General features: G+C 51.1%; 14 protein-coding genes and 5 pseudogenes. 7 read left to right on the top strand and 12 right to left on the bottom strand.

The features are described 5' to 3' along the window. Window positions 1–141: 141 nt before the first annotated feature. Window positions 142–684: a GNAT family N-acetyltransferase gene (locus JI735_RS10445; protein ID WP_202677360.1), complete on the bottom strand. Its 543-nt coding sequence runs from the start codon at window positions 682–684 to the stop codon at window positions 142–144. 125 nt (window positions 685–809) lie between these two features. On the opposite strand from JI735_RS10445, the gene pdxR reads away from it, so the two are divergent. The 6 genes and pseudogenes from pdxR to JI735_RS36855 all read left to right on the top strand — a co-directional run bounded on the left by pdxR (window position 810) and on the right by JI735_RS36855 (window position 5,755). Then, window positions 810–2,222, top strand: coding sequence for a MocR-like pyridoxine biosynthesis transcription factor PdxR (gene pdxR, locus JI735_RS10440; RefSeq protein ID WP_039832320.1), 1,413 nt, complete (start codon window positions 810–812; stop codon window positions 2,220–2,222). A gap of 347 nt (window positions 2,223–2,569) precedes the next feature. Further along, window positions 2,570–3,157, top strand: coding sequence for a TetR/AcrR family transcriptional regulator (locus tag JI735_RS10435; protein WP_039832321.1), 588 nt, complete (start codon window positions 2,570–2,572; stop codon window positions 3,155–3,157). Between the two features lie 69 nt (window positions 3,158–3,226). Next, a complete protein-coding gene (locus JI735_RS10430) occupies window positions 3,227–4,654 on the top strand; it encodes an MFS transporter (protein ID WP_039832322.1) in 1,428 nt (475 codons plus the stop codon). Window positions 4,655–4,768: 114 nt separating this feature from the next. Further along, a complete protein-coding gene (locus tag JI735_RS35520; protein ID WP_233476553.1) occupies window positions 4,769–4,906 on the top strand; it encodes a hypothetical protein in 138 nt (45 codons plus the stop codon). A gap of 8 nt (window positions 4,907–4,914) precedes the next feature. Next, window positions 4,915–5,214 (top strand): annotated as a pseudogene (locus JI735_RS36860) (aldo/keto reductase); the annotation flags it as partial. Window positions 5,215–5,237: 23 nt separating this feature from the next. After that, a pseudogene (locus JI735_RS36855) lies at window positions 5,238–5,755 on the top strand (aldo/keto reductase). Between the two features lie 62 nt (window positions 5,756–5,817). Here the strand turns inward: JI735_RS36855 and JI735_RS10415 are convergent. Both JI735_RS10415 and JI735_RS10410 read right to left on the bottom strand, forming a co-directional pair. Continuing rightward, window positions 5,818–6,201, bottom strand: coding sequence for a MerR family transcriptional regulator (locus JI735_RS10415; RefSeq protein ID WP_039832323.1), 384 nt, complete (start codon window positions 6,199–6,201; stop codon window positions 5,818–5,820). Window positions 6,202–6,255: 54 nt separating this feature from the next. Continuing rightward, on the bottom strand, window positions 6,256–7,281 hold the full coding sequence (locus JI735_RS10410) for a helix-turn-helix transcriptional regulator (RefSeq protein ID WP_039832324.1): 1,026 nt from the start codon (window positions 7,279–7,281) through the stop codon (window positions 6,256–6,258). 111 nt (window positions 7,282–7,392) lie between these two features. On the opposite strand from JI735_RS10410, the gene JI735_RS10405 reads away from it, so the two are divergent. Beyond that, window positions 7,393–7,818 carry a VOC family protein gene (locus tag JI735_RS10405; protein ID WP_039832325.1) on the top strand — a complete coding sequence of 142 codons (426 nt, stop codon included), beginning with the start codon at window positions 7,393–7,395 and terminating at the stop codon, window positions 7,816–7,818. Between the two features lie 91 nt (window positions 7,819–7,909). Here the strand turns inward: JI735_RS10405 and JI735_RS10400 are convergent, their stop codons facing one another. The 9 genes and pseudogenes from JI735_RS10400 to JI735_RS10360 all read right to left on the bottom strand — a co-directional run. Next, entirely contained in the window at window positions 7,910–8,683 is a 774-nt protein-coding gene (locus tag JI735_RS10400; protein WP_039832326.1) for a glycerophosphodiester phosphodiesterase, read from the bottom strand. A gap of 37 nt (window positions 8,684–8,720) precedes the next feature. Further along, window positions 8,721–9,713 (bottom strand): CehA/McbA family metallohydrolase, encoded by a 993-nt coding sequence (locus JI735_RS10395; RefSeq protein ID WP_039832327.1) that lies wholly within the window; start codon window positions 9,711–9,713, stop codon window positions 8,721–8,723. Beyond that, entirely contained in the window at window positions 9,710–10,183 is a 474-nt protein-coding gene (locus JI735_RS10390) for a hypothetical protein (protein WP_039832328.1), read from the bottom strand. The genes JI735_RS10395 and JI735_RS10390 overlap by 4 nt, the downstream gene beginning before the upstream one ends. Further along, on the bottom strand, window positions 10,180–11,025 hold the full coding sequence (locus JI735_RS10385; protein WP_039832329.1) for an ABC transporter permease: 846 nt from the start codon (window positions 11,023–11,025) through the stop codon (window positions 10,180–10,182). Before JI735_RS10385 ends, JI735_RS10390 begins: the two co-directional genes overlap by 4 nt. Further along, window positions 11,022–12,194 carry an extracellular solute-binding protein gene (locus JI735_RS10380; protein WP_039832330.1) on the bottom strand — a complete coding sequence of 391 codons (1,173 nt, stop codon included), beginning with the start codon at window positions 12,192–12,194 and terminating at the stop codon, window positions 11,022–11,024. Before JI735_RS10380 ends, JI735_RS10385 begins: the two co-directional genes overlap by 4 nt. Window positions 12,195–12,246: 52 nt before the next feature. After that, entirely contained in the window at window positions 12,247–13,278 is a 1,032-nt protein-coding gene (locus JI735_RS10375) for an ABC transporter ATP-binding protein (protein ID WP_039832331.1), read from the bottom strand. A 38-nt stretch (window positions 13,279–13,316) separates the two neighbouring features. Beyond that, window positions 13,317–14,140, bottom strand: a pseudogene (locus tag JI735_RS10370) (ABC transporter permease). Between the two features lie 39 nt (window positions 14,141–14,179). Beyond that, a pseudogene (locus tag JI735_RS10365) lies at window positions 14,180–15,189 on the bottom strand (LacI family DNA-binding transcriptional regulator). A 241-nt stretch (window positions 15,190–15,430) separates the two neighbouring features. Continuing rightward, window positions 15,431–15,910, bottom strand: a pseudogene (locus JI735_RS10360) (ImmA/IrrE family metallo-endopeptidase); the annotation flags it as partial. Window positions 15,911–15,913: the final 3 nt, after the last annotated feature.

Below are 15,913 nucleotides of genomic sequence, written 5' to 3'. Positions count from 1 at the left end.
ACTTTGACTTTATTTGACCTATGGCTTCATTATAGCCCCCCTCCTGGGGAAGACAAAACCTGTATAAGCCGAAAAACCGGGAAAATCCGGCATTTCAGCTCATTTTTTAAACCAAATTTTAGTGTTTTTCACTTTTTGACCTTATTTGACCTTCGTGGATATGTAGCGCTCCCGGTACTCGTTCTCAAGCATGCTCATCATTATCACATCATGGTACTCATGGTTATAGAAAAGCGTCTGGCGCCGCACACCCTCCCGGACAAAACCAATGGACTCGTACACATGCGCTGCGCGTTTATTATATGCGTAAACCTCGAGTTCAATCCGGTGCAGATTCAGAATTCCGAAGCCGTAATCAAGCAGCAGCAGCAGCGCTTCCCGGCCATAACCTTTTCCCTGATGGGCTTCGTCTCCAATAGCGATCCGCAGATTTGCTGTACGGTTATTGCGGTCCATATCCTGAATGGCGATGTCCCCGATGGTCTCATCGGTGTCCTTAAGGGCGATCAGCAGCAGCACCCCGCTGTCATCTTCCGCTTTGCGCTCAATATATGCCGCGATCTGCTCCTTCGTAATATGCTTCTGCGTTCCCGTAAGCCTGCGGGTCTCCGCATCGTAGAACATATGGTAGTACAGCTCGGCGTCTTCCCCGTTCAGCGGGCGCAGATACACCTTTTCCCCCATAACATGCCGGAGTTCCTGCTCATTCTCTTCATCCCCTGTCGTTAATGTAGCTCTATGATAAGGCAAAATTGTATACTTACAAATAGACAAAACCGTCCTTTTTCGAAGGACAGATAGGAGTTTCTATGCTGCTTGTCCCGAATCTTAGCGACACTGACAGAGTGCCTTACTACATACAGCTATATGACTATTTCAAAAAAGCGATCATCAGCGGCTCGCTCCCAACGGGCACCCGTCTGCCCTCCATCCGGATCCTGGCCGCCCAGCTTCAGCTAAGCACCACTCCGGTAGAACTGGCCTACCAGCAGCTGCTGTCCGAGGGGTTCATCGTGAGCAAGCCGCGCAGCGGATATTATGTACAGCAGGTGCATGGGCTGGGCGGAGCCGCAGCAGAGCCAGACCGCTCACCGCTTACGCTCCGGCCCATTACCCCGCGAGATTCCAGGACCTACCCGTATGATTTCCATATTTCGCGAAACGACTTCTCCCTCTTTCCAGATAAAATATGGCGCAGCCTCTATCAGGAGCAGCTGGCCAATCCCGATCTGCTGCAATATGGCGATCCGCAGGGGGAACCTGCCTTGCGGGAGAGCATCGCCGCCCATTTGCGGCAGTTCCGCGGGCTGCGCTGCACAGCAGAGCAGGTTGTGGTTGGCGGCGACCAGTATACGCTATGCTCGCTTCTGGCACTCCTGCTTCAGGAGAAGGCGATGAAGCTTGCGATTGAAAATCCGGGATACCACCTGCTTCCTGCGGCATTCCAGCGGCATGGCTTTCAGATTTTGCCCCTTCAACTGCAGGAAGACGGGCTTAACGTAACGCAGCTATACGCAAGCGGAGCTAATGCCGTATACCTCTCGCCTTCCCACCAGTTCCCCCGGGGGATGGTGATGCCCATTGCGAAGCGGCTGGCGCTCCTGGATTGGGCCCGGACGAACAGCGGCTATATTATAGAGGATGATTATGACGGTGAGTTCCGCTATCATGGACGGCCGATTCCCGCCCTGCAGGGACTCTTGGAAGACAGTCCGGTGATCTATATGTGCAGCTTCGCCCAATCGCTGGCCCCGGCGCTGTGTGTTCATTACATGGTGCTGCCCAAGCCGCTTGTCCCGGACTATCACCGCCTGAAAAGCGAGCTGTACCTGGAGCATTCCGCCTCCCGTCTGAATCAGATTGCGCTGCATTATTTCATGGAGAGGGGGCACTTTGCGAAGCATTTGCGGAGAATGCGTCTGGTCTACCAGAGGAAACATGATCTGCTTCTGAGCGCGATCCAGCGGAATTTCGGGGAAACCGCAGCGGTACACGGTCAAGGGGCAGGATTCCACATTCTGCTCACCCTTCACAGCGGCGGCAGTGCCCGCCAGCTCGCAGAAAAGGCCGCAGCGGCAGGTATCCGTGTTACGCCCATGTCCTATACATGGTGGAGCAGGCCAGAGCATGATGCGCCGGAATTTATTCTGGGCTTCGGCGGCATTGCCGGGGAGAGGATTGAGGAGGGCATCCGGCGCCTGGCCGGGGTGTGGAATTGTTAACTGCTAAATCTGAAAACCGGTTCTGCAAGAAATCCATAACAATGCAGAACCGGTTGTGTGTATAGATAAATCATTTCAAAATTATTATTGACTGAATGGTCCGAAAATGATAAGATGAACCCGTAAAGCAAAGGAGGTGCACAATAAGGTCCACGGCTTATTAAGAGTAACAATTTAAGGGAAGTATTATTTTTTTGATACTTTCGGACTGAATGGTCCGATAATAAATCCCACAAAATGACTGGAGGAAAATCACAATGAGTATCAGAACTGGATCAAGAAGCAATCATCTTGACTGAACGTCCGCTAAAGATAGTATAGGTGGAGTGAAAGGGGGGCCAACCCAAATGGCAAGAAGCAAGGAATTTGACACGACTCTTGTACTGCATAGGGCGATGGAAGTATTCGGACACTATGGCTACGAGGGGACATCATTGCAGATTTTACTCGATGGACTGGGTATAGCCCGCCAAAGTCTGTACGACACCTACGGTACGAAGCGGGATCTCTTTGTTAAAGCGGTAAGGCATTATGTTGATGAAAAATCTTCTGCTGTCGTCACCTACTTAGAGCGAACAGAATCTGTAAAAAAGTCGATTTCCGATATTTTTCATGAAATTGTTGCGACACTACAAGATGAAGAGCGGCGCAAGGAATGCTTTATTTTATATAGTGCGATTGATCAGGTTCCTCATGATCCCGAGATCGCAGCACTTTTTGAACAAGACCGGGTTCGATTGGAAAATGCGCTATACCAGGCTTTAGTCCGTGCCCAAAATCAAGGCGAGCTGAGTCCAGATCAGGATGTGCGTGCACTTGCGCGATATTTGTATCATGCACGGTATGCGTTGACACAAGCGGCCAAACTGACGAATGATCCTAAGACCTTGGAAGAAATTACAGCGGTAACCTTAACTGTGCTTGAGACCCATTGAAGCGTTAATCCGCTTCATTCATTTTTGTACTTTTCGGACTGAACAGTCAAATATAAGGAGGTAAACTGAATGAATTCTGTCAGATTTAAAGGATTGGCCTTATTTATTCTTGCCATCTCACAGTTAGTCATGGCTCTTGATTATACAATCATTTTTGTGGCAATGCCTTCACTTGGCAACGCACTTGGATTCTCGGCGAACCATTTGCAATGGGTGGTCAGTGCGTATTCACTTGCCTTTGGCGGATTTCTTCTCATTGGCGGCCGTTTATCGGATCTTATGGGCAGAAGGCGGATGTTTATGATTGCTATGGCTCTCTTCGGGCTAGGTTCATTACTTGGAGGCCTGGCTGAATCTCAGCTTATACTGATCCTGGCAAGAGGACTGCAGGGCCTTGGCGGAGCACTGTTATCTCCGGCAACACTGTCGCTGATCATGTCCAATTTTCACGAGGGAAGCGAGCGTAACCGTGCAATGGGAATCTGGGCATCCATGGGCGGTGTGGGGATGTCTCTGGGCTTACTTCTCGGTGGCGTCTTAACCAGCTACGTGGGATGGGAAGCCACATTCTTTGTCAATGTACCCATCGCTCTGATCGTCATTCTTCTTGCACCAGTGGTCCTCACTGAAAGCAAGGTTTCCACCGGGACCAAGCATTATGACGCTGCGGGCACAGTCTCAGTGACGGCAGGCATGCTGCTCATCGTGTATTATCTGATACAGTCTCCGGTAGAAGGCTGGCTAAGCCTTAGTACGCTGCCGTTTGTTCTTATAGGCGCTACCCTTCTTCTGGCCTTTGTTGTCATTGAAAAACGCACCAGGGAACCGCTGCTTTCCTTTCGCTTATTCCGCAATCGCAATCTGACCGGAGCAGCGTTAACCGCCTTTTTATTCTCAGCATCGTTCGGCACGCTGTATTACTTCCTGACGCTGTATACGCAAGGTGTTCTGCATTATTCCGCCATACAATCCGGCTTCAGCTTCCTGCCGCTGACACTCAGCGCCTTCCTGGGTGCCCGGCTGATTAATAAAATGCTGACGCGTGCAGGTGTGGCAGGTACGGTAGCAACCGGGATGGGGCTGGGGATTATCGGTTTCCTGCTGCTTACCCAGCTATCTGAAACCGGCTCTGCCTGGGAAATCATTCCCGGCACGATTATCATTGGCATAGGCCAAGCGCTTGTGTTCACGACGATGTTCATCGCAGGCAGTACAGGAATTGATCCTAAAGAACAGGGTGTAGCTTCCGCGGTCATTTCAACCGGCCAGCAAATTGGCGGTGCCATTGGTCTCGCTGTCATTATGGCGTTCATTACTGCAAGTCTGGGTTCGGACGCTACGTTGGAAACCATGGTTCCTGCAGATCTCAACCAGGCAATCCACACCGCTTTTATCCTCTCGGCTGTTATTACACTGCTGGGGATCATCGTTGCCTTGCTTACCCTCAAGCAAAAAAAACCTGATATGGAAAATATCACTGTAACGGCTTCCCATTAATTATCCGCTTTATTTTTTTCGAAATAAAACAAAGCAACGCTTGACCTAGAGTTCACTCTAGATATTATTCTATTCTTGCTCAAGCAGAACAATATCTAAGAGGAGTGAAGATGGATGAATTACAAGACGTTGGGCGGCACCGGTCTGCTGGTATCCGAATTCTGTCTGGGTACGATGACATTTGGCGGCAAGGACTTTCCGATGAGCGCTGTTATGGGGGCGCTGACGACGGCGCAGCTCAAAAGCTCGTAGATGAAGCGATCGAAGCAGGCATCAATTTCTTTGATACAGCTAATCAGTATGGCTTGGGGGAGTCCGAGGAGATTGTAGGCCGCGCTTTGAAAGGTAAAAGAAATGAGGTCGTACTGTCCACGAAGGTAAGGTTCCGCATGGGACCGGGCATCAATCAGGCCGGCTTATCCAGAGGCCATATCCTGGAACAAGCGGAGGCGAGTTTGCGGCGTCTTGGTACAGACTATATCGACCTGTACCAGATTCACGGATTGGACCCTTTAACCGATTGGGAGGAGACGATGCGTGCACTCGATGATCTAGTCACCAGCGGTAAAGTAAGGTATATCGGATGTTCCAATTTGCAGGGGTGGCAAATCGTAAAGGCGAACAGCATTTCCCGCCAATTGGGACTCCGCAGCTTTCATGCAACCAGTCTTATTATTCGCTTGCAGGCCGTGATATTGAGCGGGACATTATCCCTGTTGTTCAAGATCAGAAGATGGGCTTACTTGTATGGAGTCCGCTTGCAGGCGGTTTTCTCTCCGGCAAGTATTCACGGAACACACAAGGAGGGGAAGACGACCGCCGCACGAAATTCGATTTCCCCCGGTTGACCGGGAGCAGGGCTATGCGATGATTGACGTTCTGCAGGAGATCGCAGAGGAACGGGAGTCCACGGTAGCTGGAATCGCCCTGGCCTGGCTGCTGCAGCAACCGGCTGTTACGAGCATTATCGTAGGCGCCAGACGACCGGAACAGCTGCGGGACAATCTTAGGGCCAGCAATGTGGTTTTGAGTGAAGGAGAAATGACCCGGCTGGACGAAGCCAGCAAATTAAAGCCTGAATATCCACTGTGGGATCCTTAGATGTACATCGCAGACCGATATCCGGTACAACCATAGGGTGTACAGAACAGAACGGGGGCCATTTAATCGGCCTGCTCGGCCTTTTGATTCGCATACATGTTGATTTTGAAATTAATCATCTCTATATAAGACATTAGTGTATCCACCTGTGATTCTATTGCACTGCGCTGCTGACCAAGGAGATGGATGCGCTCATCAATTGTTCCGTCTCCCTCCAGGGAGAGGGCGGCGAATTCTTTCAACTGGGCAATCGACATCCCTGTCTGGCGAAGGCAGCAGATAAATTTGAACCATTCGATATGCTCGTCTTCATAGACGCGCAAGCCGCTGTCGTTCCGTTTCACGAACGGCACAATTCCTTCTTTTTCATAGTACCTTAACGTGTGAATCGATAAGTTTGTCTCTTTGGCTATCTGTCCAATGGTGTAATGCTGCTTGTGGCTCATCGGAATGTCTCCCTTCTTGAACTAATAGACGTTTGATAAAGGAATTGGTGATTTTTAACTGTATTTCACCAGCATTTCAGCAAGCAGCTCCCTAATCCTCCCGGCCAGTTCCTGCGGCTCCTGTACCTCAGCCTCGTTACATAGGCCAATCACGAACCGGGCGAAGAATGGCAGGTCTTCGCGAGGGACATCGCCTTCCAGCCAGCCGGTGCCGTCTTCGCGGATATGCAGCAAGGACGCTGACCAGAGCTCGGCCTCGCATGCCTGAACCCCCTCCTTGGTCAGCTCAATATACAACCGGGACAGTTCCTTGTCATTGGTTGGCACCCGCCCCTGCCTCTCGTCTGCTACCTGCCCAGGTTCCTTCTGCCCTTCTTGTTCAGCTCCCTGCTGGACATGATCGTAAGCTTCCCTGTTCCCCAGATGCACATGCCGCAGATCCAGCGGCGCAAGACCTGCGGTGTCAACCTTCACCGCATGCATCCGGTCGCAGCGGAACACGCGGATGCCGCCCCGCAGGAAACAATAGGCCGGGCAATACCACAGCCCATTGCTGGCATAAATACCGATCGGCTGGATGGCCCGGTCCATACGTTTGCCTTTCGTTTCATAATCAATCTGCAGCACTTTCTGTCCTGTGGCGGCTTCCAGCAGAATAGCGAGATATGGAAACTCTGCCTGTCTGGCGGGGGTTACGAAATCAATCCGGTGCTTCATCTCGTCAATACGGTCGCGGACATCCCCGGACATATAATGATAAAACTTCTGCAATGCGGCTACAGACTCTTCCTTGAAGGGCAGGTAGTTGTAGTGGCGCAAGGCATGGCTGGCAAAAAAGATCGCCACCGCTTCCTCCTCCGTAAACGCAATCGGCGGGAGGATTCTTTCGTTCAACACCTGGTAGCCGCCATGCGGCCCCACTTCGGAATAGAGCGGAACACCCAGCTCCCCAAGCTCCTGCAAATCCCTGAGGATGGTCCGCGGGGACACGCCGAACTCCCCTGCCAGCTCTTTTACAGTGAACTTTCGCTTGCGGTTGACGGTCATCATCAGATCCAGCAGCCGTTTGGATTTTGACATATCATAGCTCCAATAATTTTATTTGTGACAATACTTGTCACTATTATACTCTACAATGAACTCATAGCCCAGCTTTAGCGGGCAAATTCAACAGCAGGGAGAGATTGGAATATGACATTACAGCTGAACCCTTTTATACTGCTCGACGGCCATGCACAGCAGGCGATTGAATTTTATCAGGAGGTGCTGGGAGCGAAGCTGCTCTTCAAGCAAACCGCCGGAGAAGGGCCGCAGAAGCCCGATGCACCGATGTCAGAGGAAGCCAAGGCACGCATTGCCCATTCTGTGCTGCGTGTGGGGGAAACGGATTTCTTTGTGGCTGATCTGGAGGAGGGACAGGCGCTGCTTCCGGGCAATGGCATCAACATCTGCATCACGGCTGACAATACCGCAGAGGCTGAGCAGCTGTACCACTCTTTACAAAAAGGCGGTCAAGTCGAGATCGAGCTGGGTCCCACATACTTCAGCCCCGCTTACGGCATGGTCACCGACAAGTTCGGGGTAGCCTTTCAGGTAGTCGCGAAGCGGGGAAGATGAGTACCTAAAGTGAGGTTTTAGGCTTGATGCAGATTCCGCTGCTCAAGCCTTTTCTCCTGTTCCAGGTTAGTTTAGATCGAGGTCAATAAGGTCATGCTTCATTGGCCCTCGCCTGCTTCAAGTCTGCCAATGCCTGCACATTCCGGGCCGTAATGGAGGCAACGCCAAGATCGGCGTAATGCTCCATAAGCTGCGTTTCGTTCACGGTCCAGACATACACGGGCAGCCCGGAAGCACGGGCGCGCTCCATAAACCAGGGAGTCACAACTTCATGATAAATGTTGATTCCAAAACAGGAAGCCTCCAGTGCCTCCCGGCAGGTCTGTTCCACCGCAAACTCATAAGGCAAGGTTCTGAAAAGCCGGATGTCTGCATTAAGCAGCTTTCTGAGCTGAGGCTGTCTGCGCTGTGCCAACAGGGCACGCTCCCTTTCGCAGCCTGACAGAAAGACCTGTTCCAGCATGCCTAAGCTATGGACCAGTTCTGCAGCAGCGTCCACGGCTTCATCCACTTTCAGATCGAGATTGGCAATGGTTCCGGTCGGCTTGATTAGCCGCAGCATCTCTTCCAGCGTGCTGAAGGTCATGCTGCCCTGCTTGCCGGCATAATCTACTGCGACCTCCACATTTTTCAGCTCGGTAAAATTCGTCTCTGAGATGCTGATGCTCCGCCCCGCTGCCGTGGTCCAGATATCATCATGGGCCAGTATGGCAATTCCGTCTTTCGTCACCCGTACATCGTCCTCAACGATATCCGCTCCAAGCTCAATCCCCATCCGCACGGCGTCCAGGGTATTGTCCAGCGTCTCCATGCAGCCGGTATGCGCTGTTATGAACGGGAAGGGTTTCCTTCCTTCTGCCTCCATTCTGATCCCTCGCCTTCTTGTTGGATAAATTCTTTATTCAATCGAAATATATGGCATTCGTAAACGCAATCAGCGTTCTCACACCCTGAATAACACCCCACAGCTCGGCGCGCATCCACAGCAAGCCTTGAACGGAGATTTCAGCATGAAGCGGAAACTGCTCCGGCATCGCGGCCTGCTCGGACAATACGCCTAAATTGCTCTTCAGACTGACCGTATATGACTGCTCCGGCAAATGCCAATGCTCATGGCGGGAGGTGAAATCTACCAGAACTTTAACAGACGCCCGCCGTTCTCTTTCGTCGGAGCTACTTATTGCATCACCGATTTGATACACTTCCCCGTTCACATCCACTTCGAGATCAAGCCTGGGTCCCAAGGTGACGGAAGCCCGGCCGGAGGACAACGCTGCTATCGCCCGTTCAGTAAAAGGCGCTTCCCCTTCTTGAATCCGCAAGTAGGTCACGGATAAGGGAGCATCCGTCTGCTCCTGGAAATGCCAGTCCCTTCCCGAAGTAGCGGCAAGCCGGAACCCCTCGTTCAATTTGTCCGTCCACAGCCGGTAAGCACGGATGTTGTTCTTCTTCACCGGGGCAAAGGTCGTGGACCAGACCTCGATATAATCGATCTCGTTCCAGTCGCGGATCTCAAACTCCCAGAAACAGCCCGTACACATCGGACCGCCCGGACGGAAAGGATGAGCCATGCCGGCAAGGCCGCCCTGCTCATGAACCCGGGCCAGTCCGGCATGGATATCTCCCGGCCCCACCCTCCGCCAATCCTGGTAATCCTTGACCCCGATTGTAACCATGTGCCCGAAGAACGTGGTCCATTCCATACCCGGGATAATCAACAGGCCGGTTTCACGTTCTATCTGTTCTTTGTGCACCAGTCCTGCCATCGTATTGTGGTCGGTCAGGGCAATACAGTCAAAACCAAGCGCTTTGGCTCCCAAAGCCAGCTCGTTCAAAGACTGCCTGCCATCACTGTGGAACGTATGTGTATGAAGCTCACAGGCTATCCAGGTCATTGCGCCGCCTCCTCTTCCTGCCAGATTTGCAGCGAATATTCACAGTAATCGGTTACGATGGCATGCAGGCTTAAGGTAACCTCCCACATTCCCGCCACGATATCCCCGCAGACAAGACCGGGAGAGGCTTCATGTCTGGAAATATAGAGAAACTGTTCCGGATCATGCCGGTGCGCAGCACCAAGATGCCCATTGGGACTGTCAACCGAGACCGTAATCAGATTGTTTAGCGGCAAATACGATTTAAAGTGCGCTTTGGCCTGTGCTATGGTTTCTTCTTCAAAATAGAGATCAATACTGCGTTCGATCAAAGCCCGCGCTTTCTCCAAATCTTCCAGCTGCTTGGGTCCGTACCAAAAATCGATCCCTAGCCGCCCTCCCGCCGAAGCCAGAAAGAACCGGTGGATAATATGCGATCTCGAGCTTGCAGACGTCACTCTGCCCCGTACATCCACGAATGTCGTTTTCATGACCGCCGCATCCCTTCCTCTTTAATCATGGAAAGGACGTAGAAGTATCCGATAAACGAGCATAACAGGAAGGTGAAGAAGGCCAAGGCTGCAGCAAGCTGACGGTCCTGGAAAACACCGAAGACCTGCTCCATAGACACGCCGAGCATTTGTGGAGCATTGGGACCCACCAGATATGGCGCTGTAAAGGAACCGATCACACCCATAAACACGAAGGTGACCGCCACCAGCAGTGTCTTATAGGTCAATGGAAGAATTAATCTCCAGAAAATCCGGAGCCGTCCTGCGCCTACATCCTTGGCGCTTTCAATAACGGAATCCGGCACGGACGATAACGCGGAGCCCAGCAGCATCGTCGTAAACGGGATATTGAACCATAAATTTGCAATAATGATACCCTTCATGTCGTAAATTATCCGCGGAAGGCTGTCCTGCCCCAGATGGTACAAAATCCGCGCCGCCCAGCCATGATTGCCGAGCAGCTGCATCAGGCCGTAAGTAGTAATCACGGTAGGAATAAAGATCGGAATCATGTACATCCGGCGGATCCAGCGCACAGCAAAGCCGTTATTGAAACGCATATAGACCGCGAGAACATAACTGATAGCCAGTACAAGCAGGGAAGAAATCACGGTGATCTCAAGAGTGAAAATGATGTTGGAGCGCATCAGCTTGTCCGTAAACAAAAATTTATAATTGGACAGGTCGTAGCCGCCCCCATCATTCGTGAGGCTTTCCTTCAAAGAGCCTATAATAGGCAGGACGACGATAAACACCAGAATTAGAAAGGAAGGGAGCACCAGGGAAATCCCCAGCAGCCCCCTTTTTGCCTGTCTGCTCATTGGGCAGCAACTTCACTTTGCCATCTTTGATTGATATCCTTGCCCAGATCCCCAAGGCTGAATGTCCGGTAGCCTTCGGACACGCCTTTGAAGGAGTCCTGGATGTCTTGCGGCATATTGGACAGCTTAATGCCCGGGAAGCCCTGCATTTTATTCACAACCTCTGCCTGCGCTTCAGGCGATAGCGTGAAATCGAGGAATTTGTACACCGCGTCTTTTTTGTCAGAAAGCTTAGGCACCATCAGATAAGTAGGGCCGCCATTAAAGCCTGGCGTCACCTGCTGCATTTTGGTGGAAGCCGGCAGCTGCCCCTTGGCGATCTGGTCCAAAACCATATCCGACCAGGCAGGAATCATGTCTACTTCGCCGCTGGCGAGCAGGTCGAGTGTTCCCTGGTTTTTCTTCGGATAAATTCCTTTTCCGTATACATATTTACCCAGGTCCTTCAGCAGATCAAAGCCTTGCGTCCACTGGCTCTCAATGCTTGGATCGGAGTTGTGGATGGCCTCTTCCGGCAGAAATTTGTAGATTGACGTAATCACAAACGAGCTGCCTGAACCGCCGGTAGACGGATCATTGTAAGCGAACTTCTCCGGATTGGCACGAATCCAGTCGTAAAGCTCGTCCAGTGTTTGCGGAGGCGCAGTAACTTTATCGCTGTTATAAGCGAGGACTACCGCAGACGAACGGTAAGGAACGGCCAGGTTGGATACGTCTTTCATGGTTTGCTGGTCAACGTTATTCAAGTTAGCAATCGGACCGGCACTGAGCGAATCCCACAGATCATCATTTTTGCCTTTAGTTACGTCATCAATTGAACTTTCATAGAGATCAACACCGCCCGAGCCTTTGCCCGCCTGCTTGGCAGCCATGATTTTATCATAGGTAGGCTGAGCGGCTGTACCGGAAGCAACATAGACCGGGTTAACCTTAATATCCGGGTTCTTCGCTTCAAACATCGGAATCAGCGTTTTCCATAAATCATCCACATTTTGCGAACCCGTATAATAAAAAGTGAACTCTGTCGATGAAGCGGCTGGAGCTGAAGTGGAATTTCCGCCCCCGTCCGCAGCGGATTCGGCCTTTTTATCAGAGCCGCAGCCAGCCAGCACAGCACCCGCCAGAACCAGACCTGCCGTCAGGGATAGAGCCTTTTTCTTATTCAACATACACAAATGCCTCCTCAGGATTTATGAATTTATAAAAGTCTTGGAAATGGATTTATACTTGCGGATACGCCAAAATTTTCGAGAACTGGACGGAAATCCCTTGACCCTGCTGCAGTTTCTTAACCTTGTCACGGGCCATGAAGGCCCGGATCACGCCATGATTCCGGATGTCGGCAGAAACCTCGGCATAATGCCCAAGCACCATAATTTGTTTAATGATTCCATGAAGCCCGCTTCCTGCTGAGCTCTCCAATACAATATCCTCGGGCCGAACCGCTACAGTGACTTCGCCTGTAAGGCCTGCGGCATTGGGAAAGTGAAGCGAACCTACTTGAATGCCCTCTTCAGTGATCACCCCCTTCATAAAATTCATTTTCCCGATAAATTGAGCGACGTATAAGGATTTCGGCTCGTCGTAAATTTCCTGCGGTGTTGCAATTTGCTCGATCTGTCCATGGTTCATGACTACGATCCGGTCGGAAATGGATAATGCCTCCTCCTGGTCATGGGTGACAAACACCATCGTCAGTCCAAGCTCAGCCTGGATCTCCCGAAGCTCCTCACGCATCTCGTGACGCAGCTTGGCGTCCAGGGCGGAGAATGGCTCATCGAGCAGCAGGACCGCCGGCTTCAGCAGCAGCGATCTCGCCACCGCAATACGCTGCTGCTGTCCGCCTGACAGCTGCCCGGGATATTTTTTCTCCGAGCCGGGCAGCCGGACCAGCTCAAGCACCTCTGAAATTGCTTTATCGCGTTCGGCCTTCCGGATTTTCCTGATCTTGAGGCCAAAGGCCAAATTCTCATAAACCGTCATATGCGGCCATAAATTATAGCCTTGAAACACCATGGATGTCGGCCGCTTCTCCGGGGGAGCGCTCAAGACGCTTTTTCCCTCGATCATGATGTCGCCGGAGTCCGGGTCCAGGAACCCGCCGACGCTGCGGAGCACCGTCGTTTTACCGCAGCCGGAAGGGCCAAGCAGGGTGATCATCTCTCCTTTCTTCACATCCAGTGAAATATCAGTGACACCGTCGCCAGTTTTGTAACGTTTCGTCAGTTTCTGTATCGATAAATGAGCCTTCATAATGACCTCCTGTCAAAGTGACTGCGGAATTACGCCTGTTATTTCATCTGGAACCCGCTCGACAAAACATCTGCGCTGACGAATTTCTGAGCGGCGAGCAGCAGAATCAAGGTCGGGGCTGTCAAAATAATGGAGAACACTGCGCCGGCATAAGCGGGATAATCCGTGATAATGCCATACATAACCACGGGCATTGTTCTGAAATTAGGCACCCCTACAAGATAGGTCCCCTGCGCTTCATCCAATGAGCTGAGGAAGGTAAAGATTGATGCGACAATGATTCCCGGCATCGCCAGCGGAAGAGTAATGCTGCGGAATACGCGGAACGGGCTTGCTCCCACATCCCTTGCCGATTCTTCCTGGGCCTTATGGACATTCCGGAAGGAAGCGGTGGGAATCCAGGTCATGTACATCAGCACGTTGATAATATGGATGAGCACCACTCCCAGCAGGGTGTTCATCAGACCGATTTTGTAGAACAATACAGCGATCGAAACATATAGACCCATTTTGGGAAAAGCGTGTGTCAGCAGGAATGAGAACAGGAAGAAACGGCTGAGCGGGAACCGGATCCGTGCGAATGCATAAGCTGCAGGAACGCACAACAGGATCGACACGGCGGTGACGATAGCAGCAATGCCGAATGAAAGCCCAATTGACTCGGCAATTCCGTCCCGGGACAGCACAAAGGACCACCATTTCAGCGACCACTCCCGGGGAAGCGGGTCCGGATAACTCCAATTTCCGGTGAACGCCAGGATCGCCAGATTTAACAAAGGCCCCATAAAGAAAATCACGAAGGCGGCCAGCAACAAAAACTCGATGATTTTTTTGGGCCAACAGCTTTTAAATACCATCTCATTCAAGCGTTTCTCCTCTCGGCATCGGCATCACGCCGTTATTAGAAGCGTCGGGTGGAGTCGCGGATCACCAGCTGTGGTTCCAGCTCGACCGCTGTTTCCTCTACCGGCTCATGCCGGATCAGCTTGTCCAGCATCACGCAGGCCAACCTTCCCATCTTCTCGGTATCAACTCTCACCGTAGTCAGTGAGGGTGTGAGAATGGATGCAACATCATTATCATCGAAGCCCATAACAGCCACCTGCCCGGGAACACTAACGGAATGCTCCATAAGAAACTTCATCCCCCCAGTGCGATCATATCGTTGGTGCCAAAAACCGCAGTGTACGCCCGGCTTTGGAAATGCTCCCAATGCTCTTTCATCATCCGATAGCCCTCTTCAAAGGTTGATGACAGCAGATAAGCAATATCGGATTCGCCAAACTCTGCCCTTTGCCCGTTCATATAGGCACGGAAGCCCTCCAGCCGGAGATGATGGCTCCGGTGGGACTGCGGTCCGGCGAGCATGAATATCCGCCGGTGCCCGAGCCCGCACAAATGCCGGGCGGCTTCCAGGCCTCCGTTCTGGTCGCGGTTGACGATATGAATGACACCGGGAACATCCGTAGACCCGTTCACCATGATGTACGGAACGCCAAATTTGCCGATGTGGTCGATTACATTCTGTTCAAGACGGCTGATCAGGATCAGCCCATCCACCCTTTTCTCCAGCATAAAGTCAGCAGAGCGCAGCGACATCTCATGATCGGTAGTCACAAATACCGAATAGTTCATGGAGGAAGCCGACGCAAGGATGGCATCCAGTATTTTTCCGTAAAAAGGATGCGACGCAACAGGATACTCCCGCCGATAGATCAGTACGCCGATATTGTGTGTCCGCTGCGAAACCATCGCCCGCGCAACCGCATTGGGTTTGTACTGAAGCTCCTGAATGACTTTAAGCACTTTGTCTCTTGCTTCCTGGCTTGCATATCCGCTGCCCGAAATTACCCGGGAAACTGTAGATTTGGATACACCAGACAGCTGCGCAATCTCTTTGATATTTCTCACGGATTACCCTCGCTTTCTCTGTGAGACCGTTCCCATATGAGATCGTTCCCACATCAAACAGATTAACTACTGAATGTAAGTCCGGTATTAATAAAAAGGTTCAATTTCGTAAAGCATTTTTTTGGGTTTTACGTAATTCTTAAAGAAATACGCTGAGCTTTTTGCAAAAATAAAAAAGACGACTCTTCATCCGGAATTCAGAATGAACGTCGTCTTTTTGCTGTATTTATTTTTAGCTGCACTACATATCATCAGTAGACATATGCTCATGGATATTTGTAACATTTTGGATACCGAAGTCAAGATTTCTTGTCATGTATCTGTTAAAGAAACCAGGATCAATTCCCGTCATTTGATGAAAGAATGCAACTTCGGCTTTCCAGTCGTCCTCAATCATTTGACGAATATCCACAAGCCCCCGCTTCGAAACGAGATCAATAATGGATTTGACCTTCATTGGTTTCTGAATCGGAATGATTTTATCCAGCGGCTCCCTTTCCAAATATTTCTTCCGATGCATTGCCGCGTAAAAATTCCGGTGATTTCTGGGTTCCATAAGTCCTAGCTGAGTCGCCCTATACCCTAACACCTGCAACGAAGTTTTCCATTTCTTTTTCAGATCCAGATAATCATCCGGATTCGTGAGATGAACAATATCCTTCATATCAACGGCAAATTTATCTTCCGGCAGCAACAATGCTCCGGCAAACAGATTCGCTTCATA

It is taken from the genome of Paenibacillus sonchi (assembly GCF_016772475.1).
In the GTDB taxonomy this organism is placed as follows: Bacteria; Bacillota; Bacilli; order Paenibacillales; family Paenibacillaceae; genus Paenibacillus_AQ; species Paenibacillus_AQ sonchi.
The sequence above is the reverse complement of the archived record's forward strand: the minus strand, read 5'-3'. Positions and strand labels throughout refer to the sequence as shown.

Excerpts from the sequence above, each read along its gene's own strand:
- JI735_RS10445 (WP_202677360.1), bottom strand. The coding sequence starts at position 684 with ATGGGGGAAAAGGTGTATCTGCGCCCGCTGAACGGGGAAGACGCCGAG.
- pdxR (WP_039832320.1), top strand. The coding sequence starts at position 810 with ATGCTGCTTGTCCCGAATCTTAGCGACACTGACAGAGTGCCTTACTAC.
- JI735_RS10435 (WP_039832321.1), top strand. The coding sequence starts at position 2,570 with ATGGCAAGAAGCAAGGAATTTGACACGACTCTTGTACTGCATAGGGCG.
- JI735_RS10430 (WP_039832322.1), top strand. The coding sequence starts at position 3,227 with ATGAATTCTGTCAGATTTAAAGGATTGGCCTTATTTATTCTTGCCATC.
- JI735_RS35520 (WP_233476553.1), top strand. The coding sequence starts at position 4,769 with ATGAATTACAAGACGTTGGGCGGCACCGGTCTGCTGGTATCCGAATTC.
- JI735_RS10415 (WP_039832323.1), bottom strand. The coding sequence starts at position 6,201 with ATGAGCCACAAGCAGCATTACACCATTGGACAGATAGCCAAAGAGACA.
- JI735_RS10410 (WP_039832324.1), bottom strand. The coding sequence starts at position 7,281 with ATGTCAAAATCCAAACGGCTGCTGGATCTGATGATGACCGTCAACCGC.
- JI735_RS10405 (WP_039832325.1), top strand. The coding sequence starts at position 7,393 with ATGACATTACAGCTGAACCCTTTTATACTGCTCGACGGCCATGCACAG.
- JI735_RS10400 (WP_039832326.1), bottom strand. The coding sequence starts at position 8,683 with ATGGAGGCAGAAGGAAGGAAACCCTTCCCGTTCATAACAGCGCATACC.
- JI735_RS10395 (WP_039832327.1), bottom strand. The coding sequence starts at position 9,713 with ATGACCTGGATAGCCTGTGAGCTTCATACACATACGTTCCACAGTGAT.
- JI735_RS10390 (WP_039832328.1), bottom strand. The coding sequence starts at position 10,183 with ATGAAAACGACATTCGTGGATGTACGGGGCAGAGTGACGTCTGCAAGC.
- JI735_RS10385 (WP_039832329.1), bottom strand. The coding sequence starts at position 11,025 with ATGAGCAGACAGGCAAAAAGGGGGCTGCTGGGGATTTCCCTGGTGCTC.
- JI735_RS10380 (WP_039832330.1), bottom strand. The coding sequence starts at position 12,194 with ATGTTGAATAAGAAAAAGGCTCTATCCCTGACGGCAGGTCTGGTTCTG.
- JI735_RS10375 (WP_039832331.1), bottom strand. The coding sequence starts at position 13,278 with ATGAAGGCTCATTTATCGATACAGAAACTGACGAAACGTTACAAAACT.